Source organism: Stenotrophomonas sp. YJH_SMC_25 (assembly GCF_059369595.1).
Genome location: NZ_JCAFSV010000003.1, coordinates 177854 through 198625, shown reverse-complemented (window position 1 = coordinate 198625; position 20772 = coordinate 177854). Strand labels below are relative to the sequence as shown.

The 20772-nt window shown below is 64.5% G+C and carries 23 protein-coding genes and 1 tRNA gene; 6 read left to right on the top strand and 18 right to left on the bottom strand.

Annotated elements, in window-relative coordinates:
- Window positions 1-2: 2 nt before the first annotated feature.
- The 16 genes from AC5P7E_RS05700 to dtd form a co-directional block, all read right to left on the bottom strand.
- Window positions 3-1427, bottom strand: coding sequence for a hypothetical protein (locus AC5P7E_RS05700; RefSeq protein WP_257244050.1), 1425 nt, complete (start codon window positions 1425-1427; stop codon window positions 3-5).
- A gap of 1244 nt (window positions 1428-2671) precedes the next feature.
- A complete protein-coding gene (locus AC5P7E_RS05695; RefSeq protein ID WP_180863517.1) occupies window positions 2672-3148 on the bottom strand; it encodes a hypothetical protein in 477 nt (158 codons plus the stop codon).
- A 29-nt stretch (window positions 3149-3177) separates the two neighbouring features.
- Window positions 3178-3711 carry an HNH endonuclease signature motif containing protein gene (locus AC5P7E_RS05690; RefSeq protein WP_427915993.1) on the bottom strand — a complete coding sequence of 178 codons (534 nt, stop codon included), beginning with the start codon at window positions 3709-3711 and terminating at the stop codon, window positions 3178-3180.
- On the bottom strand, window positions 3701-4375 hold the full coding sequence (locus AC5P7E_RS05685; RefSeq protein WP_180863516.1) for a phage antirepressor N-terminal domain-containing protein: 675 nt from the start codon (window positions 4373-4375) through the stop codon (window positions 3701-3703). The genes AC5P7E_RS05690 and AC5P7E_RS05685 overlap by 11 nt, the downstream gene beginning before the upstream one ends.
- A 20-nt stretch (window positions 4376-4395) precedes the next feature.
- Window positions 4396-4572, bottom strand: a complete 177-nt coding sequence (locus tag AC5P7E_RS05680; protein ID WP_167692585.1) for a helix-turn-helix transcriptional regulator — start codon at window positions 4570-4572, stop codon at window positions 4396-4398.
- A gap of 50 nt (window positions 4573-4622) precedes the next feature.
- Window positions 4623-4877 (bottom strand): hypothetical protein, encoded by a 255-nt coding sequence (locus AC5P7E_RS05675; RefSeq protein ID WP_180863514.1) that lies wholly within the window; start codon window positions 4875-4877, stop codon window positions 4623-4625.
- Window positions 4874-5050: a helix-turn-helix transcriptional regulator gene (locus AC5P7E_RS05670; protein ID WP_231298801.1), complete on the bottom strand. Its 177-nt coding sequence runs from the start codon at window positions 5048-5050 to the stop codon at window positions 4874-4876. The genes AC5P7E_RS05675 and AC5P7E_RS05670 overlap by 4 nt, the downstream gene beginning before the upstream one ends.
- Before the next feature lie 131 nt (window positions 5051-5181).
- On the bottom strand, window positions 5182-5937 hold the full coding sequence (locus AC5P7E_RS05665; protein ID WP_206619976.1) for a hypothetical protein: 756 nt from the start codon (window positions 5935-5937) through the stop codon (window positions 5182-5184).
- A gap of 51 nt (window positions 5938-5988) precedes the next feature.
- Complete coding sequence (locus AC5P7E_RS05660) at window positions 5989-6369, bottom strand: hypothetical protein (RefSeq protein WP_180863512.1); 381 nt, start codon at window positions 6367-6369, stop codon at window positions 5989-5991.
- Between the two features lie 143 nt (window positions 6370-6512).
- Complete coding sequence (locus AC5P7E_RS05655) at window positions 6513-6914, bottom strand: hypothetical protein (RefSeq protein ID WP_180863511.1); 402 nt, start codon at window positions 6912-6914, stop codon at window positions 6513-6515.
- Window positions 6911-7111 (bottom strand): hypothetical protein, encoded by a 201-nt coding sequence (locus AC5P7E_RS05650; protein ID WP_206619974.1) that lies wholly within the window; start codon window positions 7109-7111, stop codon window positions 6911-6913. Before AC5P7E_RS05650 ends, AC5P7E_RS05655 begins: the two co-directional genes overlap by 4 nt.
- 14 nt (window positions 7112-7125) lie before the next feature.
- Window positions 7126-7383: a hypothetical protein gene (locus AC5P7E_RS05645; RefSeq protein WP_164212587.1), complete on the bottom strand. Its 258-nt coding sequence runs from the start codon at window positions 7381-7383 to the stop codon at window positions 7126-7128.
- Window positions 7384-7735: 352 nt separating this feature from the next.
- On the bottom strand, window positions 7736-8950 hold the full coding sequence (locus AC5P7E_RS05640; RefSeq protein WP_180863510.1) for a tyrosine-type recombinase/integrase: 1215 nt from the start codon (window positions 8948-8950) through the stop codon (window positions 7736-7738).
- 176 nt (window positions 8951-9126) lie between these two features.
- Window positions 9127-9202, bottom strand: a tRNA-Ile gene (locus tag AC5P7E_RS05635).
- Window positions 9203-9650: 448 nt separating this feature from the next.
- Window positions 9651-11504, bottom strand: coding sequence for an RNA polymerase sigma factor RpoD (gene rpoD / locus AC5P7E_RS05630; protein ID WP_005411179.1), 1854 nt, complete (start codon window positions 11502-11504; stop codon window positions 9651-9653).
- An 89-nt stretch (window positions 11505-11593) separates the two neighbouring features.
- The gene (gene dtd / locus AC5P7E_RS05625) at window positions 11594-12034 is read right to left on the bottom strand and encodes a D-aminoacyl-tRNA deacylase (RefSeq protein ID WP_005411180.1); all 441 of its coding nucleotides are present in this window, start codon (window positions 12032-12034) and stop codon (window positions 11594-11596) included.
- A gap of 61 nt (window positions 12035-12095) precedes the next feature.
- Between dtd and AC5P7E_RS05620 the strand changes: the two genes are divergently transcribed.
- The 4 genes from AC5P7E_RS05620 to AC5P7E_RS05605 all read left to right on the top strand — a co-directional run bounded on the left by AC5P7E_RS05620 (window position 12096) and on the right by AC5P7E_RS05605 (window position 16329).
- Complete coding sequence (locus tag AC5P7E_RS05620; protein WP_012481359.1) at window positions 12096-13016, top strand: lauroyl acyltransferase; 921 nt, start codon at window positions 12096-12098, stop codon at window positions 13014-13016.
- A 65-nt stretch (window positions 13017-13081) separates the two neighbouring features.
- Entirely contained in the window at window positions 13082-14218 is a 1137-nt protein-coding gene (ribA, locus tag AC5P7E_RS05615; protein WP_012481360.1) for a GTP cyclohydrolase II RibA, read from the top strand.
- 75 nt (window positions 14219-14293) lie between these two features.
- Window positions 14294-14794, top strand: coding sequence for a PH domain-containing protein (locus AC5P7E_RS05610; protein WP_005411183.1), 501 nt, complete (start codon window positions 14294-14296; stop codon window positions 14792-14794).
- Window positions 14791-16329, top strand: a complete 1539-nt coding sequence (locus AC5P7E_RS05605; RefSeq protein WP_114618268.1) for a PH domain-containing protein — start codon at window positions 14791-14793, stop codon at window positions 16327-16329. The genes AC5P7E_RS05610 and AC5P7E_RS05605 overlap by 4 nt, the downstream gene beginning before the upstream one ends.
- A gap of 114 nt (window positions 16330-16443) precedes the next feature.
- On the opposite strand, the gene AC5P7E_RS05600 is transcribed toward AC5P7E_RS05605, so the two are convergent.
- Window positions 16444-17502: a CDP-glycerol glycerophosphotransferase family protein gene (locus AC5P7E_RS05600; RefSeq protein WP_114618269.1), complete on the bottom strand. Its 1059-nt coding sequence runs from the start codon at window positions 17500-17502 to the stop codon at window positions 16444-16446.
- Between AC5P7E_RS05600 and AC5P7E_RS05595 the strand changes: the two genes are divergently transcribed.
- Both AC5P7E_RS05595 and AC5P7E_RS05590 read left to right on the top strand, forming a co-directional pair.
- A complete protein-coding gene (locus AC5P7E_RS05595) occupies window positions 17501-18319 on the top strand; it encodes a glycosyltransferase family 2 protein (protein WP_111118257.1) in 819 nt (272 codons plus the stop codon). The genes AC5P7E_RS05600 and AC5P7E_RS05595 overlap by 2 nt on opposite strands.
- A 43-nt stretch (window positions 18320-18362) precedes the next feature.
- Window positions 18363-19484: a glycosyltransferase family 4 protein gene (locus AC5P7E_RS05590; RefSeq protein ID WP_111118258.1), complete on the top strand. Its 1122-nt coding sequence runs from the start codon at window positions 18363-18365 to the stop codon at window positions 19482-19484.
- On the opposite strand, the gene AC5P7E_RS05585 is transcribed toward AC5P7E_RS05590, so the two are convergent.
- Window positions 19457-20731: an O-antigen ligase family protein gene (locus tag AC5P7E_RS05585; RefSeq protein ID WP_199801545.1), complete on the bottom strand. Its 1275-nt coding sequence runs from the start codon at window positions 20729-20731 to the stop codon at window positions 19457-19459. The two genes, AC5P7E_RS05590 and AC5P7E_RS05585, sit on opposite strands and share 28 nt — an antisense overlap.
- Between the last annotated feature and the right edge of the window lie 41 nt (window positions 20732-20772).

The window sequence follows — 20772 nt, the reverse complement described above, 5'->3', positions numbered from 1 at the left end:
GCTTACCTCTTGCGGTAGGTTCGACCATCGTCCGGGTCGATGTAGAGAGAGCCGCTGGGAAGAGCCTTGAAGTCAGCATCCGTCTGTGGACGAGCTGGGCCTGGGGATGACTCGGGGCCGCCACCGACGCTGCTTGTGACACCAGAAAAGTCGGCCATGCCTGTGCCACGCACCGGGTCGTATCCGTACTGGCGTGCGATGTCCTGGTACTTTCGGGCTGTCCCGGTGATACGCCCTTGCGCATTGGTCGCGAGCTGAGCGGCTTGGTTGAGGAAGTCCTGGCGCTGTGTGGGATTCAGCCGCTGGCCACTGATGGCCTTGTTGTAGGCATTACGCACCTGATCCGGAACACCCGCAGCGTTCTGCGCATTGGCAAATTCCTGCTCGCGTACTACTGAGCCCGGGTCCAGCATCTTCATGAACGCGAAGATCAGGCTCAGGTCGCCGGCTGCACTCGGCTTGCCGGCCGCCGCCTGGACGTTTCGATACATGGACAGGACGCCCTGATCCTCCTTGAGGTTCTGGGTCACCTCTTTCCGGAGATTCTGCTCTCCCGCAGCGATGGCCTGCGGGGATGAGTTGTCGGCCGGACCTCCGGGGATGGGTACTAACGCATCTCCCTGATAGACGTACCCTTGTGGCGCCTCACGCTGCCTGGGAGGGGTGTACCCCATCCTCCCGGCGGCGGTCACTTGCCTGTCAGGCAAAATGACATTGTCCAACGTTCCGCCAGCGGCAATATCGGCCTGTGCAGCGGCGAGCTCGTCCGGATTCAAATCCGACCCGAGACTGTAGCGATTGCCTGTCGGGCCTACTCCAGTAGGCGGCATAACAGGCTGCTGCCCCGAGCCAGGGAGATCGCTCAGCTTTCGCTCGCGAGGGTCCCAGATCATCTTCATGCTGCCGCCCATTCCATCGGGCATATCGACCATGTTGGCGTTGGCCGGCGCAAACGGCACTTCAGCCAACACCTTACCCGTTGCATCGAAGCGCTTGGAGCCCGGCGAAAGGGTGAACTGCTCGCCCTGGGCTGTTGGTTGACCAGCGGCGATGGCCAGTACCTGATCGACAATCGGCATGACCGTGGCCGCGTCGAAGTCGTCAGGGATCTCAGCGCCAAAATTGCGCTTCAAGTACGGAACGGCGCTGCGGTAGATACCAGCTTGCATCTGCGGATTGCCAGCGAACTTGGTGAGCGACTTCGCCAATCCAACGAGCTTGTCTTGCTGTCGATTTCCTTCGGCCTGATAGGACTGCGCGGCCTTCGGATCAAGGGCAAACGCCCGGTCGGTAGCGGGCAAATCTCCCGCGATGACCTTGGGTGCCAGCTGCTGCAACTCTGCCAGCATGTTGCGCTGCGTGACTGCCTTTTGGCGCTCAAGGCCGTTCTGCATGCCTTGAGCAAAAGATTCATAGAAGTTGGCCATTGGATTCGGGTACTCCGTCTGTAGTCGCCAGGCTGCGAGTGGGAAGGAGCGCCTGGCGCGCCTTCATCGGCAAAGAAAGAAGGCGGCAGCTCTCGGGGGCTGTCGCCTGGACCCGCCCTTGGGGGGACATGGGGTCCTACTAGATAGGTCGGGATTTGGTTGTTTCTGACTCCCGCGTCCACCGGCGTCTATGGCGGTCCACTAGTCGTGCACAGCGCCCATCGCAGCGGCAACGCGGCGACTAGCCCGATCAAGCCAGTCGAGCAGCCGCTTCTCGGCTGCCTGCACCTGCCTCCGGAATCGACTCTCCTGGCAGGCCTGGTCCTTAGCCGCTTCCCGATAGGACCTGTGCCGATCCCCGTCCAGGATCCTCCGTGCCGCTTCCCACGCTGCCCACTCTGGGTGGCCACATGCGGTCATGTATCGACACACCAACGGCCAGCCACTCTCTTCGCCTAAGGCGTACAGCATCAGCCATGCCGCCAATGGTCCATCCAACCGAGCATCGGCCAACGCATGCAGCACAGACCTGCTCAACCCCCTGACAGGCGCGGCCGTAAGCGAGCCCTGCGTCTTCCAACTCCGTAGCTGGCGAGTACGATCAGCCGCGGCCGGCGCGCGCATCACTGCCTTCTGATCAAAGTCCAGCACCGATTGGCGATCCTTCGGGCTGAACCTATCCAGAGCGTGCTTACGGGCCGCCGCCTGCGTCGGCAGGTACTTGGATGCGGCCTGCTCAATCGAGTGCACCCGATGGATAGGTAGGTACGCACCGTCATCCGGGCAGCACTCCTCGCTGGGGCTCCGCCTCGTCGCATGCCGGATTGCGGGCCGTGTTGGCGCCCCGAAGCCAAACGCACGAGCGATGCTCCTCACAACCAAATCGACTGCCTCGTTCTCCAGCAGCACCATCTCCAAGTACCGCTCATGTTCTCGAGATGCCATGGTCGGCCTCCCAGCACGACCCGTCCGCCAGACGGACTACTCCGCCTCGCGAACCGGTTCGCGCTTCTCCTTGGAGGCGTCCAGAAACGACCGCCGTGGCATGAAGCCCTAAAGCCAATGCTTTGAAGCAGGAAGAGCACGCTCCGCTTGGTATATATCTAGAAGGGTGTACACATAGCGACCTCGAAGGGGTGTGGATAACCGCCTGACTGGCCTGCATTGCGACCTCGTAGGTCTCTATGCGGGCCAACTCATAGCGGGATTGGCCTGCATAGCGACCTAGTTGGCCTACATAGCGACTACCCATTTCGATTCCTCCACAGGTTCAGTGGAGTTACGGTCGGTGGCTCAAGGTGCTTTTCGGACTCATCGACGGCGTAATAGGTCAGCGCATACAGGCTGCACATGTTCTTGCCACCTTTGCGCGTCTCGATGATCCAGCCTGCGGCGAGGAGCTCAAGCTTGGCGCCGTGCACGGTCGCCTTGCTCCTCCAACCACGGGTCGAGAGCATCGACCAGGGGATGCTCAAATCGCCGTTTTTGCCAGGCCTGTACTGCCGGGCCAGTTCCAGCAGCAGCTTTACGGCGTTACCAGATAGCTGGCCGAACTCCGGTGAGTCGGAAATCCTGTGCTCAAGCATCAGGAACGGCGCGCCCTTCGACCGCCCTACGAGCTTCTGGCGCCGCCTGTCAGTGTTCTTCTTGGGTTGCGTCTGGCCATAGCTGGCGCCGCCCTCCGGAGACCGCTGGGCGCGGTCCTGGCTTGTACTGTGCATGTGCCCCCCCAAGGGCAAGGAACACGGCCTCAGCCGCGCTTAGGACGTTTGGCTCTACAGGTCGTCCCTGCGTCCACGTGACGCCAAGTCTTCTTCTTGCGGATGCACCTGATAGTTGAACTATTCACGCCGTAGCGGCGCGCCCAAACCTTGGTTGGAACGATTCCCACCGTGCGCAGGACAGCTTCCACCTCTGCAACGCTGAGCTTGCACTGGGAGGAGGGGCTGCCGAACTTGGCTATGTTCCGTGCGCGTTGAAGTCGGCGATTCTCCGAACCAGTCACCAATTGCAGGTTGTCCAGCCTGTTGTTCGACGAATCACCATCGAGGTGGTCCACCTCCATCCTCTTGGGTACAGGACCGTGGACGGCCTCCCACACGAGCCTGTGGGCATACCAGGTTGTGCAAGAACCACCTGCCCGGCGGTGAATGACCCTGATGTACCCGTCACGGTATCTCCGGCCTACCGTCCGCCCGCAGGCGCTCCATAGCTCCCCAGTACTCGGCGAGACGAAGAGTCCGCTGGCGCAATGCAATAGCCTGTCAGTCGCGCTAGGAAGCATTGGGGGCCTCCCGACCGATCTGCTGAGAGCTGCACCAAGTGGCTGCATGCTGCTCAAGGAGAGGCTTGCGCTCACGATATGGCCTGCCCTGCCCGATCCACACCGCGTTCTGCATCCTGAGCTCTTGCTGCAGCTTGAGCTGGTCTGTGGAAAGCGAGTCCTCACAGACGCCGCCAAAGACCCCAGTGATGCAGTGATTCACGAGTCGATGCTCAGTGGCGTAGTCGTAACCCTTGGGGTCCCGACCCAGCCCAACCAGCGTGTCGTGCAGGATGCGGCACATCACGGTGCCTGCGACGCGCTTTGCCATTGCCACATCCTGCCGCGTGCCATTCGAGAGGAATGCCGCTGCGAGAACGTCAGCCGCCTGCTCTTGGAACAGAACCACGCGCTGCCGAATGGCAGCCTTCACCTTGTTAGGATTCACTGTGGCCAACCAGAACGGGAGCCTAGACAGGGGCAACGCCTGCATCTGGCGACCCTTGCCATCGGCAGCAACCATCCCCCTTAAGGTAGACAATTGCCGGGCCAGGACGGGGTGAGATTTCAGCTTCTCGAGCTGCTTGGACCAATCCAGACCCATGCCTTCCACGATGGGCCGCATGGCCACAAAGGGTTGTCCTTGGTGGAGACGGCCGATGAGCTCGGCGCCGTGGAATTCCACGTGGACCATTCCAGTTGCCATCAGGCAGCCCTCCCCTCTTCACAACGGGAGTCGATCCAGCACCGCACCGCCTCCGAGTCCCACGCAGACAAGCGGGCAGCTACTCGGATAGGTCGGGGGAAACGGCCATCCTTCGCCATCTTGTAGATGAGAGAGCGGGACATGCCGCAAGCCGCGATCACCTCGGGCAGGCGCATTAGGGTTCGGCCCTGAGCGGCCATGCGCCCAAGCCGGATAGCATCGGAGGTCATACCGAGGTCTCCTTATGCTGAGCCCAAGCCCGGCGGGCCGTGTCCGGCACCCGGTACTCAGTGAGGGAGTAAGAGCCGTAGCTGTCACGCCTCCGAACGCTGACAGCGAGAAGGAGCCCGCGCTCGATCAAGCCCCAGGCATCCTTACGGCCCGGCTTGGTCTCGGCATGGGGGTGATCTGCGGTCCAGCCACCGAGATCCAGCAGGCGTCGCTGGTCGGCGCTGAGATCGGAGAAGTCGAATCCAGTCATTGACGCCCCTCCGAAGAGGGCGCGCCGAGGATCAACGCGCGAATGTCTTCAGCACGCCAAGCCGTAGCCCGACTACCAATTTTGAAAGGCTGCGGGTAGCGCCCAGAACGTACTCCAGACCACCACGTCGACCGTGATACTGGATAGACCCGAAGCACGTCCGGAAGTCGCATGAACCCAGTGACCGGAAGATCACCCGTTACATCTGCTCGCATGTTTTTGCCCTGCACCGGACCGAAATGGTCGGTTTCGGACAGCATGGAGCGCTACTTGAATTCACGTAATTGAAGAGAAATGCTGGATGTCACCTAAAATTTAGGGGTGAAAAAAGACGACCTCGCTTGGTGTCTTTCTTCACTGGCGCGTATTTGGCCAGGTCATTTGTGGTCATGTCGGACACGTCGAAATAGAGCCCTGCGAGCACTAGGACGAGCGACCTCATCGGGCGACCGTAGTTCGCTGCAAGGTAGTCAGTCAGCTCCCTCAGACAGTACAACTTGTGCGCATTGGGACTTCCAGGACTGCCCACGACCTTAGGGATTTCCGTCATCTTATCGGCGACGGCCGCGAGATCCTCGTACCTTTCCGCAGCCACGATGGGCAGCCGGCGATTTCGACCCTCCGCCTCCGAAAGCAAGAACCTGGCCAGGCGCAGATCGCTTTGACAGGAGACACTACTTAGCTCCTCGGCCAGGGTCCTTGCCGCCTGAGCAATCACTCGAGCCCTTCTCTTTCGCTCAACTTGGGTAGTAGCCACCTTATGAAAGAGACGAATTGATCTATCGAGAACCTCAAACAATCGGGACACGGCGTCAATGGTCAAAGGCTTGGAAAAATTGGTGGACAGCGCTCGCGCAACCTGTCGTTCCTGTCCCAAGGCAGAAATACGATTCAGCACAACAAGCACAGCGCGCCAATCAATCCTTGGGTAGTACCACCTAGGGGCCTCGTAGTCCCTTGGAGGCGGGAAATGAAAATCAATCATTTCCTCGAAGGCGTTCCATTCAACGACCTCTAGGGTCTCGAGCCACCACTTCTCGTCACACGTAAATCTGCTCATCAGGGTCTCCAATACCCGCTATGCCGTCGGCAGTACACCGCCGGAGAGAACTTACTCTAGGTGGAACTGAGGATGGCGCTTGGAGTCAGGAATTGCTCCGGTGATTGGGCCGACTCTCCGCATTGCGTACTCCTCGGGAGTCATGCTGGCCAACTCACTTAGCGCGTCTTCAATCTGCTCCATCTCAAACCTCGGCATGCCGCTTGAAGCCTTTATGCCAGTTCTCATCACGTCCATAATTTTGGAGCCGCAACCAAAGAAGCCATCGACAATGCCTCGCTGGCTCTTGGTCATCATCCCACCGTGGATCTCGATTGCAGAGGCTACAGTCTTTGCCAGCTGGAAACTCTCTTCCGCCCAAGGCCGGTTCCCCGCATCCTCAAGCGCCTGTACGAACGCTATTGCACAAACTCTGCCAATTTCTCGACCCATGAGATAGCTCTCGACCTCTGGCATTCGCCAGTAGTCACCCACCTTTGCATGGCTCTGGCGATAGAAGGGGAGGCGCTGGAGGGGATTCGCACGGGTCCGGTTGAAGCGAACTGGGCGCCTATGTCGAGGCGTGCTCGATCTGTTCACGCAACCCTCCTGATCTTCGTAACGGTTTTGACCGCAGCCAAAATGGACACCGACTCGCGCGGCAGCGATTGCCCTTGATCCATGAGCGATAGGCAGTACACGTATAGCCTTCCACCCCCTCGGTCCTGTACGAAGCGAACAACAGGCTCTCCGTTGATGTCCACGACGTAGACGCCGTCATATCCCCACCGGGTGACACCGAGATCGACCAACAGAACGTCGCCAGCCTCCAAGGCTGGTGCGCTCAGATCGTCCTTGACGAGCACGTAGGCGATACCTGCTCCCGTGTGCTCGCCAGCCGAGCAGTCACCCACAGGGACAGCCTCCATCGCCGTCGACGGACTCGTAACCTCCCCTCCGTTGCACCTCGCTATAGCTTGGCTGATTGCCCGGCTCACAGAACCCCCTCGATCTTCTCGGCAGCAGATGTAGCTCTCTCGTTGACCAAATTGACCACAGCCCGAACCGCAGCAGGGATCGCTGACTCTCCCATCTCGCCGGAGTTGAGGAGCAGATCGGTTACTCCTTGGATATCCCACATAGCCTGTACTGCATCGTTGAGCGCATGGCGCAGCTCAGTGAGACGCCCTTCCATCGCTGTCGCGTCCATTAGTCGGCCCTCGATGCACGGCGGAGTGCTTGGGATTGCTCCAGGAGATGATCTAGAACGGCAAGATCATCGAACGAGGGAACCGATTCGTTCTCCATGCAAGTTCTGAAGAAGGAACGCACAAAACTGACGTAAAGGCTGGCGTCACCAAGTGCGTGCAATGTGTCGATGCCGGCGCAGATCTTGTACGTGGGCGCGTTGTCCTGCACTGGAATCACGCCATACGTGGCCTCAATGGTCACCTCAGAAGCAGCCATAGATCACCTCCAGGCATGTAGCGACTGACGTAGGGGAAGCAGTGGCCAATGCCAAGGCGGCGACAAATAGCGCGGTGCAAAGCTTGTATGTGTTCGCGTCGTCGTTGAGGGCGAGCCACCGGTGGACTCGGACGAGCGTGATTGGGCGAGTTGCCAAGATGGTGTTTGATGGCCATTTTTTGGCCGAACGCGCCCGTTCAGGCGCAACAAGTACAATGCTGCAATCCATGATCGACTCTCCAATAGTCGGTTGTGGTAGGCCGAGCTAGGGGTTCCCGCCCCTTTCTCGGCCGCTTTGTTTATGCCGCTGTGCTTCTTTGTCCGGCCCTCCTTAAAGGCCTATCTCCGGTGATTAGGCGCGCTTGGCTTTGAAGGCCAGCACGTTCGGTTCTGTAACGCGCAGCTGGTCGAGATAGTCAGACCAGGCCTGCATCATCTTCCGGCGTTCCGGCAGGTGGGTTGCCCGGTTGTAGGCCCGCCCAAGCGGATCCTTTACGGCATGCGCCAGCTGATGCTCGATGTAGTCCGGGCGATAGCCAAGCACTTCGTCCAGCACGGTTCTTGCCATCGCTCGGAAGCCATGGCCAACCATCGTGTCTGAGTCGAAGCCAAGGTTTCGCAGCGCCGCGTTCAGCGTGTTCTCGCTCATTGGCTTCAACGCGCTGCGGACGCCAGGGAAGACAAATTCGCTCCGCTTCGTATACGGGTAAAGCTCCCGCAGAACCGCAACGGCCTGATCGGACAGAGGGACGATGTGCGGCGTTTTGGTCTTGCTGGTGACGTAGCGCCACTCTGCTGCATCCAGATTGATATCGGCCCATTTCGCTTGTCGCAGCTCGCCCGGACGCACGAACAGCATAGGCGCCAGCTTCAGCGCCGCCTGGGTGACTAACGCTCCCTGATAGCCCCACAGCGCGCGCAATAGATCGCCGATGACGGCGGGGTCGGTCACGCTCGCAAAGTGTTTCGTCTGCGGCTGCTCGAGCGCCCCGGTTAGATCCTGGGCCGGATTCCTATCAGCACGACCGGTGGCGATGGCATAGCGGAAGATTCGGCCGGCATGGGCCCGGGCGCGATGGGCAGTCTCGACTACGCCTCTCTGTTCCAGCTTCCTGAGTGCAGCCAGCAGAACCGGAGCAGTAATGTCCCCGATAGGCAGGTCCGCCAGCCCGGCCAGATCCTTCTCGATCAGCCTGCGCTCCCGCACGACCGACCCGGGAGACAGCCCCTCCTTAGTGCGCTTTGCCAGCAGCTCAAGGCCGATGGCACTGAAGGTGTTGGCGGACCGCTCGCCATGTGCGGCCTTCTCCACCCGAGCCACCTGAGCAGGATTTGCCCCGCCGCGCAGCAATGAGCGCAGACGGTCGCGCTCGACGCGAGCAGCCTGCAGCGACATTGAGGGGTACTCATCAAGCGTGACGATGCTGGCCTTGCCCAGGTAGCGATAGCGGTAACGCCAGACCTTGGCTCCCGATGGGCGCACTTCGATGCACAAGCCGTTGGCATCAGCCACACGGAAGGGACTGGCCTTCGGCTTGAGCGAGCGCAACTTGGTGTCGGTCAGCATGTGAGTCGAGCGCCTGTGAGTCGTCTAGGGGCATCTAGCCCGCTGACACACAGCCTGACTCACTTTTTTCGTGGATGCAAGTGGATGCCACTGGACACCGCTGGACGCCAAAACCACTACAAATCCAGCACCACTAGGCTTCGCGAGACGTCCTTGGACCCTGATGGACGTCAATGTGGTGGGCCCACCAGGATTCGAACCTGGAACCAAGGGATTATGAGTCCCCTGCTCTAACCGTTGAGCTATAGGCCCGGCGCAGCGTCACAGTGTAGTGGAGGCCGCGCTCGATCGGCTACCCGGCAGCAGCAAGAGCCTCAGCCACATGCCCCAACCGCTTCTCCGCCACGTCCGCAAACCAGACCTGCCGCCGCAGGTGCGCGTGGAACAGCGCCACAGTCCTCCTGGTCTCTTCCAGCCCCTTCTGGTTGTCCGCCGCCGAAGCCAGCAAATAATCCAGCACCAGACTGCGTCAGCAATGCCAGCGTCGCTCTTCGGGCAAATCCCAGTGAATCCTCGCGCTCGTCGCGCATCACATCTTCCCAATGCAGTAGCGGCGCAAACGCGCAGCCGTTGAGAAGACCTGCTGGATACGTCATCGCAAACAGCAGCTGGCTCGACTCTACAGAAAGCACACACCCCCCAAAAAGAAAAACCCCGCACCAGGCGGGGTTCCTCTCAACGCTTCAACAGCCGCTGGAAATCAATCGATATCCAGGAAGCTGCGCAGCTGCTCCGAGCGGCTCGGGTGACGCAGCTTGCGCAGGGCCTTCGCTTCGATCTGGCGGATGCGCTCGCGGGTAACGTCGAACTGCTTGCCGACCTCTTCCAGCGTGTGGTCGGTGTTCATGTCGATGCCGAAGCGCATGCGCAGCACCTTGGCTTCCCTCGGGGTGAGGCCGGCCAGCACGTCGCGCACGGTTTCAGACAGATTGATGTTGGTGGTGTTCTCGATCGGGGACTCCACGTTGGTGTCCTCGATGAAGTCGCCCAGATGGGAATCCTCGTCGTCGCCGATCGGGGTTTCCATCGAGATCGGCTCCTTGGCGATCTTCATCACCTTGCGGATCTTGTCTTCCGGCATGTCCATTTCCTTGGCCAGCTCCTCCGGCGTAGCCTCGCGGCCGTACTGCTGGAGCATCTGGCGGGAAATGCGGTTCAACTTGTTGATCGTCTCGATCATGTGCACCGGAATACGGATGGTGCGTGCCTGGTCGGCGATCGAGCGGGTGATCGCCTGGCGGATCCACCAGGTGGCATAGGTCGAGAACTTGTAACCGCGGCGGTATTCGAACTTGTCCACGGCCTTCATCAGGCCGATGTTGCCTTCCTGGATCAGGTCGAGGAACTGCAGGCCACGGTTGGTGTACTTCTTGGCGATGGAGATGACCAGGCGCAGGTTGGCCTCGACCATTTCCTTCTTGGCCTTGCGCGCCTTGGCTTCACCGTAGGCCATGGCACGGCTGATTTCCTTCAGCTCTTCCAGGTCCAGCTGGGTCAGCGTCTCGATGTCGATCGTCGCCTGCTGTTCGGCAATGATCTGGTCCTTCACTTCGCGCAGCGCCGAGGACCACTTCTGCTTGCGCTTCAGTGCGTCTTCCACCCACTCCAGGTTGGTCTGGTTGCCTTCCCAGGAACGGATGAAGTCCTTGCGCGGCATGCGGGCGGTAACGGTCGCCAGGTTCAGCACGCGGCGCTCATGGGCCTTGATCGATGCCATGGTGTCGCGCAGCTGCTTGGTCAGCACGTCGGTCAGCGGCAGCGGCAGCTTCAGGGTGACGAACACCGCCGACATTTCTTCGCGCAGGCGCGGCAGGTTCTTCTTGTCGCCCTTGGTCGCGGCCTTCTTGAAGGCGTTGAAGGCATCGCTCAGCGCCTGCATGCGCGCGGCGACTTCCTCCGGATCCGGACCGGTCGGTGCGGCTTCTTCATCGCCACCGTCGACATCGTCGTCCTCGTCCTCGTCGCCTTCGGCGTCCGCATCGGCGCTGTCATCGGCAGCGACCGCCGGCGGCGCCGGCTCTTCGTCGACCAGGTCGTTGAAGCCGACGATCACTTCGGCCAGGCGCTTCTTGCCTTCCTTGTGGGCTTCGTAGTCGTTCAGCAGCGACTCGACCGAAACCGGGAACTGGCCCAGGGCCGCCTGGACCTGCGAAAGGCCTTCCTCGATGCGCTTGGCGATAGCGATTTCGCCTTCGCGGGTCAGCAGCTCTACGGTGCCCATTTCGCGCATGTACATGCGCACCGGGTCGGTGGTACGGCCACCTTCGGTGTCGAGCGCGCTCAGCGCGGCGGCAGCTTCTTCAGCCGCGGTGTCATCGACTTCGCGGTTGCCGGTGTTGCCATCGTTGAGAAGCAGGGTTTCCACATCCGGCGCAACTTCATGGACATCGATGCCCATGCCGTTGATCATGCCGATGATGTCTTCGATCTGTTCCGGGTCGACCATGTCGTCCGGCAGATGGTCATTGACTTCGGCGTAGGTCAGGTAGCCCTGTTCCAGGCCCTTGCTGATCAGTTGCTTGATTTCGGATTGGGCAGGACGTTCGTTGGCCATGTAGTGCTCGCGCCACCGGCAGGGAGAAATAGGGAACGTAGCATTATACCAGCCCGGGGCCCTGCCTGCCGGGCGGTGGTCCCGCAGGCTCAGGGCCGGAGAAGGAAGGTCACGGGACCGTCATTGACCAGGCTGACGACCATATGGGCACCAAATCGGCCCGTTTCCACCCCTGGCGCGTGATTTTCACGACAGATCTCGACAAATCGATTGAACCCGCGTTCAGCCTCTTCCGGCGGCGCGGCCGTGGTGAAGCTCGGCCGCATGCCCGAACGGGTGTCGGCGGCCAGGGTGAACTGGCTGACCAGCAGCAGGCCGCCGCCCGTATCGCGCAGCGAGCGGTTCATCTTCCCGGCCTCGTCGGCGAATACCCGGTAGCCCAGCAGGCGCTCGGCCATCCGCCGCAACTGGGCCTCGGTATCGCCCGGCTCCATGCCGACCAGGGCCAACAGGCCAGGGCCGATCTGCCCCACGGCCTCATCGTCGACATGGACGGCGGCCTGGCTGACACGCTGGATCAGGACGAGCATCGTGGGCTTCCAATGAACAGGGCCGGCCACGATAGCAGCGCCCTTGGCTAAACTGGCGCCGATGAATCCGCAACGCAAAGCCCGGCTGGTCTACCGCGCCACCACCCTGTTCGCCCGCCTGCCCTGGCCGCTGCTGCGGGCGTTCGCGCGCGCCCTGGCGTGGGCGTGGATCGCCCTCGATGCCCGTGAGAGCCGCGTCACCCGGCGCAACCTGGAACTGGCCTACCCGGAGCTGGATGGCGCCGCGCGCGACCGCCTGCACCGTGATCTGCTGCGCTCCACCGCGCTGCAGGCCATCGAAACCCTGCGGCTGTGGAGCCAGGCGCCGGCCGACAACCTGCGCCTGCACCTGAAGCAGCGCCATGGCGAGGCCCTGTACGACGCCGCCCTGGCCAGCGGCAAGGGCGTGATCGTGGCCGCGCCGCACTTCGGCAACTGGGAGCTGCTGAACCAGTGGCTGGCCTCGCGCGGGCAGATCGCCATCGTCTACAAGCCGCCGGAGGACGAGGCCAGCGATGCCTTCCTGCAGCTGGTGCGCGGCGGCCAGAACGTACAGCAGGTGCGCGCCGAAGGCCCGGCCGTGCGCCAGCTGTTCAAGGTGCTCAAGGACGGCGGCGCCACCGGCATCCTGCCCGACCAGCAGCCCAAGGCCGGCGATGGCGTGTTCGTGCCGTTCTTCGGCGTGCAGGCGCTGACCATGACCCTGGTCAACCGGCTGGCCGAACGCACGGGTGCCACCGTGCTCTATGGCTGGTGCGAACGCATCGGGCCGGACATGGAGTTCGCGCTGCACATCGAGCCGACCGACCCGGCCGTGGCCGATCCGGACCCGCTGGTGGCGGCCACCGCCCTCAACGCCGGCATCGAACGCATCGCCCGCCGCGACCCGGCGCAGTACCAGTGGACCTACAAGCGCTATACGCTGCGGCCACCGGGCAGTAGCGAGGAAGACCCGTACGCAACTGAGGAACACCCCCACTGACGGCCGCCTGCGACCACTGGCCGCACCACGTTGAATACGACGCCGGCGCCCCCATAGAGACTGCGATGTCCGCCTCCCCCGGTCCTGCCATGCCTGCTGCTTCTTCCCTGTTCGGCGATCCGGCCGCGATCCGCTGCGAACGCGCGGTGGCCGAACTGCGCGCCGGTCGCCCGGTGCTGCTCCACGATGGCCAGGGCCAGCGCCTGGCGGTGATCGCGCTGGACAGCGCCACGACCAGCAGCTTCGCCGCCTTCGCCGCTGCCGCCCGCGAGCGCCATTACCTGTTCCTGACCGCCACCCGCGCCCGCGTGCTCGGCGTGGAGGCACCACAGGGCGCGCGCCTGCCGCTGAGCGGCGTGGCCTTCGAGGCCCTGCCCTCGCTGGGCTACCTGCGCGAACCCGGGCCGATGCCCGAAAGCTGGAGCGCCGGCGACGCCTTCGATGCCGGCGCGGTGGAGCTTGCCCGCCTGGGTCTGCTGCTGCCAGCGATGGTCGCGGTGCGCCTGGACCTCGATGACCACACTTTCGACGGTGCGGCCGAGGTGGCCCTGTGCGACCTGGCCGAAGGCGCAGCACATGCGGCCCACGACTACGAACTGGTGGCGCGTTCGCCGGTTCCGCTGCGCGACGTCGGCATGACCACCTTTGCAGTCTTCCGCGGCGGCGTGGCGCAGCGCGACCAGGTCGCGATCATCGTCGGCGAGCCGGACCTGTCGGCAGTGGTGCCGGTACGCGTGCATTCTTCGTGCCTGACCGGCGATCTGTTCGGTTCACTCAAGTGCGACTGCGGCGACCAGCTGCGGCGTGGCCTGCGCAAGCTGAAGGACCTGGGCGGTGGCGTGCTGCTGTACCTGGACCAGGAAGGCCGCGGCACCGGCATCGCCGCCAAGATGCGCGCCTATGGCTACCAGCACGACGGCCTGGATACCATCGACGCCGATGCGCAGCTGGGCTTCGGTGCCGACGAGCGGCGCTACGGCAGCGCGGTGGCGATGCTGCGTGGCCTGGGCATTTCGCGCGTGGCGCTGCTCAGCAACAACCCGACCAAGGCACAGCGCCTGCGCAATGCCGGCATCGAAGTGCTGGACTGCATTCCGGTCACCGGCGAGATCACTGCCGAGAACGAGAACTACCTGCGCACCAAGGCCGACCGTGCCGGCCACCTGCTGGATGTCGATGCGCTGATCCAGGCTGCCCAGTAACGCAGCCGACCTGCTACCGTCTGCGCGGTGCGGCCACGGCCGCTACCGCCCGCCCTGCTGCCTGACGGAGCCCGCGTGACCGACGCCACGATTCCTGCACCACCCGCCACCGACTGGCAGTCACTGCCGCAACGCGCAGCCCGCCTGGCCGCACTGGAAGGTGCCTTTGGCGGCCTGTTCGTCCCGGGCCTGCCACTGGCGGCGGCGGCGTGGTTCTTCGATCTGCCCGGTGGCCTGTGGACCGCTGCAGCCGGGCTGCTGATGGGTGTGGCTTTTGGTGCGTGGCTGGGCCGTCGACGCCTGGTCCGCACCCGTTGGCGGCTGGACGCACAGGGCCTGGGCCTGCGCCGCGACCTCATGTGGCAGCTGGAGACGCGCATCCCGCTTTCGCGAGTGCAGCATCTCGATCTGCGCCGGGGCCCGCTGGAGCGCCGTGCCGGCCTGGCCACGCTGATCGTGCACACCGCCGGCACCCGCATGAGCGCGGTGACCGTGAGCGGCCTGGACGAGGCGGATGCCGAGCGCCTGCGCGACACCCTGTCCCACCAGCTCGACCAGGACGCCGACGCCCTGTGAGCCTGCCGCCGCCCCTGCCTGCACCGCCGCCCACCGGTACCGAGGACCACCGCCTGCACCCGTGGTCGTGGCTGTTCGTGCTGCTGATGCAGCTGCGCCACTACTTCCTGCCACTGGTCGCGCTGCTGGTGTTCGGCCAGCGCGGCGACCGCGATCCGATGTGGGCGCAGCTGATTCCGCTGACGGCAATTGCCGCCCTGGTCCTGGTGTCGGTGATGCAGTACCTCAGCTACCGCTACCGCATCGGCAGCGATGCGATCACCGTGCGCAGTGGCCTGTTGGCGCGCAACCGCCGCGAGATCCCGTTCGCCCGCATCCACAACGTGGAAGTGCGGCAGAACCCGCTGCACCGCCTGTTCGGCGTGGCCGAACTGCGCCTGGAATCGGCCGGCGGTGTGCGCCCTGAAGCGGAGATGCGGGTACTGAAGCTGGACCAGGCACTGGCGCTGGAACGGCTGGTCCGCCAGCGCGGGCAGGCGCGGCAGGCCAACGACGCCGTCGATGCACCGCCCATTGCCGACGTCGACAGCGAACGCGTACTGCTGCGACTATCCAGCTGGGACGTGGTGCGCATGGGACTGCTCTCCAACCGCGGCTGGGCACTGGCGGTGGCCGCGTTCGGCGTCCTGTTCCAGACAGTGCCGCGGCCGGTGATGGACGATGCCATCCAGCGCGGCGGCCGCGAGGCCTTCGGCTATGCCAGCCACCTGCATCCCGGCGTGACCGGCGCGTTGCTGCTGGCGGCGGCGGCCCTGCTGCTGGGCTGGCTGGCGCTGCGCGTGCTGTCGGTGGTGCTGACCCTGTTGCGTTACCACGGCTTCACCCTCGTCGAGCAGGACCGCCGCCTGACGGTGTCGGCCGGGATGCTCAGCCGCACCCGCAGCAGCGTGGCACGTCGCCGCATCCAGGCCTGGACGCTGCGCGAAGGCACCCTGCCGCGCTGGTTCGGGCTGCGCCAGCTGCGCATCGACAGTGCCGCCGGTGGCCCTTCGCGTGATGAGGACCGCGCCCTGCGCGAACTGGCGCCGCTGGCAACCCGCGAGCATTGCACGCAACTGGTGCAGCACCTGCTCCCCCAGCTGCACTGGCCACCGGCGCAATGGCAGTCCATCCCGCAGCGTGGCTGGTGGCGGCTGTGCCTGGGCGCGCTGCTGCTGGTGCCGCTGCTGGCCGCCGCCGCGTACTGGCGCTGGGGCCCATGGGGTCTGGTCGTGCTGGCCTGGCTGCCGGTCGCGTTGTTGGTCGCACACCGGCAGATGGCACGCATGGGCTGGTATCTGGACGAGCACTATGTGGCCGTGCGCGGCGGCTGGTGGAAACGCTGGTGGCGCTGGGCCGAGCTGGACAAGGTGCAGGGCCTGCGCCTGCAGCGTTCACCGCTGGACAAGGTGCTGGGCACCAGCAGCCTGCAACTGGATACCGCCGGTGCGCATGGCGACGTGGCACTCACCCTGCACCATCTGCCGCAGGCACAGGCACAGCAGGCGATGGATCAACTGGCGGCCGCGCTGGCGCGGCGCAAACTGCGCTGGTGATGCGGGGTCGGGTCCCGGCCTGAATCAGGTAGTGCCGGCCGCTGGCCGGCAACTGCACATCCCCCAGGTTGCCGGCCAGCGGCCGGCATTACCGCGAGCAGGGTCAGCGAGGCATCATCGCTGCGAGGGGCCCCAATAGCCCAGGTCCCTTCGGATCTGCAGATCGCGCACCCAGCTGCCGAGAGGCTTGCGGCGCAGCGCACCCATTTCACCGGACAGGAAATCCTCGGTGGCCGCGATCACCCGCTCGCTGGACAGGCCGTCGCGGTACGGATGGATGGCATCGGCGTAACGCACGATTTCCGCCTGGAGCGCGGCGTCTGGCTGCAGCGCGCGCTGCAGCATCGCCGGCAGCTGCGCCGGGTCGTCGAAATCAATCATGTGCGGCTTCGGCACGCGGTTGCGGAAGGTCACCACCGGCTTGTGCTGGACGATGAACTCCGAAACGATCGACGAGGTGTCCGACACCAGCACATCGGCGGCGCGCTGCGCGGCCATCACCTGCTCCGGCTCGATGAAGCGGGCATTGGCACCGGCCAGCGCGCGGTAGCGCTCGAACAGTTCCGGCGGACATTTGGGATGCAGGGTCAGCAGCCAGTAGCGCCCACCGGCAGCGATATCGGCGGCGATCTGCGCATGCAGGTGCGGTGCCGCACTCAGCCGCTCGGTGAAGGTGGAACCAAACAGCATCACCGGGCGATCGCCGGCCGGCGCGCGCAGTGCGGCGCTCTCGCCACCGTCATCGCGGAACAGCGGGTCCAGCTTCGGCCAGCCGGTCTCGGCCACCGCGAAGTGGCCCTGCTGGGCCGCGATCTCGCGGAACGGCGTCGTGGTGGCCGGCCCCTGCGTGCAGTACAGGTCGAACATGCCGCGCACCCGGAAGTGGCCGCGCGCGCTGTCGCGCTTTTCCACGTTGAAGCCATGGAACAGCTGCACCTTGGCCCCCGAAAGGAAGGTCGGCACCCAGTTGGCCGCGCTGAACACCGCCCGCGGGCGCATTGCCAGGGCCTGCTTCAGGCCGACGTTGGCCACCCCCGGCAGGCTGCTGCCGGCCGCGCCGCCTTCGAACCAGGCCGCAACCTCCTGCCCGGACGCGTGCAACGCCTGCGCCAACGGGGCGAGAATAGGCAGCGCATAGCGCTCCGTCGCAAACAACAGGTACCCGGCCATCATGTCCTCCACGACCGCTCCCATCGAACGGCCTCGCATCTCGGCGTGCATTATCGCGTTCAACGAGGCCGGGCGCATCGGCGACTGCCTGGCCTCGCTGGCCTTCTGCGATGAGATCGTGGTGGTGGACTCGCAGTCCACCGATGCGACCGTGGCCATCGCCGAGGCTGCCGGTGCCCGCGTGCTGCAGCGTCGGTTCGAGGGCTTCCGCAGCCAGAAGGCGTTCTGCGTCGAGCAGGCCAGCCACGACTGGGTACTGTGTTTGGATGCAGACGAGCGCATCAGCCCCGAGCTGCGTGCGGCCATCGAAAAGGCCCGTGACGGCGGCTTCGCCGGCCACGCCGGCTACCGCTTCGCCCGCCTGTCCGAATACTTTGGCAGGTTCCTGCGCCACGGCAATGCCTACCCGGACCGGGTGATGCGCCTGTTCGACCGCCGCCAGGGCGGCTGGCGCGGCAAGCGCGAGATCCACGAGGCGGCCAGCGTCGATGGCAGCGTCGGCACCCTGCGCGGCGATCTCATCCACTATCCCTATCGATCGTTGCAGCAGCAGCTGGCCAAGACCGAGAAGTATGCGCGGATGATGGCCGAGCACGAGTTCGCGCGTGGCAAGCGCGCCACGCTGGGCAAGCTGGTGCTGGCGCCGGCCTGGCGGTTCTGGCGTGGCTTCCTGTTCCGCGGCGGCTTCCGCGACGGCTGGCACGGCCTGGTCTATGCCTATGTGCGTGCCAACTACGTACGGCAGAAGACCATCATGCTGTGGATGCTGGGCAACGGCCAGGCGGTGGCCGATCCTCCAGCCCCTGCGGAACGGCCCTGAGCCGGCTGTGTCACACTTGCCGCGCGTTGCCTGAAGATCCCCCATGAAAATCCTGTACACCAACTTCCACTATGGCGACGGTGGCGGCCACACCACGTACATCGTGTCCCTGGCGCGCGCCCTGCATGGCCAGCACACGCTCCATGTCGCAGCCCCCGCCGACAGCCGCCTGCTGCGCACGGTGGCCGAGGAAGGAATCGCCACCCCGCTGCCGATGGCCTTTGGCAGCGGCCTGCCGACCTTGCCACGACAACTGGCCGAACAGCATGCGCTGCGCCGGCTGGTGCGGGACGAGGGCATCGACCTGGTCCACGTCAACGGTGCTCGTGATCACCGCTTCGTGATGCAGGGACTGCTCGGCATGCGCCGCCCGCCGATCATCCTGACCAAGCACAACAGCAAGCCCACCCGTACGCTTGGCAATGCCTTCAGGGCCCGCTGGGCCACCGACCGCGTGATTGCGGTTTCGGCACACACCGGGCGCCTGCTGGAGCAGGGCCCGTACCGGCGCTGCCCGATCGATGTGGTCCGCAACGGCGTCGACCTGGACCGCTTCGCGCCGCTGCCGGCCGACGCCGGCCAGGCAATGCGGCAGCAATGGACGCAGGACCCGGATGCGCTGCTGCTGGTCAGCAACGCCGGCACCGATGACTACAAGGGCTGGATCGACCTCGCGCAGGCCATTGCCCTGCTCCCCGACGCGATCCGGCCGCACGTACACATGGCGGTCGCAGGTCACCTGCCCAACGCGCAGCAACGCGCGCAGGTGCAGGCCCTCGGCGATGTCGCCACGCAGGTCCACTTCACCGGACTGCTGGCCGATACGCGCCCACTGATCGCCGCCGGCGACGTCGGCTTCGTGCTGTCCAACGACATCGAGACAATTTCCTTCGCCTGCCGCGAAATGATGGCCAGCGCCAGGCCGATGCTGGTCAGCGACTACGCGGGGCTGCCGGAAAACATCGAGCAGGGAGTCGACGGCTGGGTCGTGCCCACCCGCAACGTGGCCGCCATCGCCGCACAGGTGCAGGCGATGTATGAACAACGCCAGGCGCTGCCGGCGATGGGCATGGCCGCCCGCCGCCATGCAGAGCGTGAGTTCGGCCTGCAGACCTTCGCCGGGGCGACCCTGGCCAGCTACGAAGCGGTGCTGGCCTCAGCCTGATCTGACCGGCGCGGCTCGGACAGGGCCAGCAGCAGGGCAACCCAGGCGGCATAGAACGAGGCGGTCCGCATGTCACGCAGCATCATTTCGGTGACCCCGAAGACGGCGAATGCCACGCAGATGCTCAACCCTGCCGCGGCATGCAACCGCGACCGTTCGTCGCCACGCCACAGGCGTGGCACGAACACCAGCGCCGGGGCCACGTACACCAGCACCAGGCCAAGTCCCCCCAGCACGCCGTAGGTGGCCAGGAAATACAGCAGGTCGTTGTGGGTCTCGCCGAAATCACGCGCGACCATCGCCGACACCTTTCCCTGTCCGGCAAGTCGTTCCAGCTCCTGGCGGAAGCGGTCGCCACCACCGACACCGAACACCGGCTGCTCGCGGATCATGTAGCCAGCCGCGGTCCACAACTGAAGGCGGATGCAGACCGAGGTATCTGCCAGGTGGTCGGCACTGCAATCGCCATACTCGCTCACGCCCGCATCGATGCGATCGCGCAACGCACCATCATGGGTGGCGACAATGCCGACGCCGGCCGCGAGTACCAGGCCCAGCAGGATCTTCATCCGGCCAAGCCGGCGCCCCATCACCAGCAGGCCGATCAGCAGGAAGCAGGGAATCGCCAGCAGGCCACCGCGGGTCTGCGTCCACAGGAATGCGACCAGGCCAAGGATGCCGGTCAGCAGCTTCAGCGTGGCTTCGATGCGGGTGAAACGGGTCACCGGCAGGCCCAGCGACATCAGGCTCAGCACACCGAACAACAGGGTCAGGTCGCCGTAGGTCACCGCATTGAACTGCTGGGTGGCAGGCCGCACGCCGGTCTCCAGCGCCAACCAGCCAATGATGGCTGCTGCCGACCACACCGCAGGCAGGGTGCCCAGCATCGCCCGCGCAAGGATCCTGCGCGGCACCCGCAGCGCGGCGAACAGGATCAGCAGCATCGACAACAGGCGCGCGGCCTTTTCGACCTCCGATCCCTTCCAGATGCCATGCACGCCCAGGCTGATCAGCACGCCGACCAGCATCACGCCCATGCCGATGCCCATCCACGCATAGCGCCGGGCGGAACCGGGCAGCAGGCGCGGAGCGGCCGAGGGCACCAGCAGCAGGACGATCGACAGCAGGATCGCCAGGTAGAACCCCGCGCTGCCGCCCTCCATGGTGATCATCAGCAGCGTCGGCAACGCCCCCAGCACCACGGCGTAGGCGCCGGCCAGGAAGCCCGTCGTGCGGGAAGTAGGCAAGGAAAGCGGAGTCACGTGGTGCGGTCGGCAGGTCGATGGCG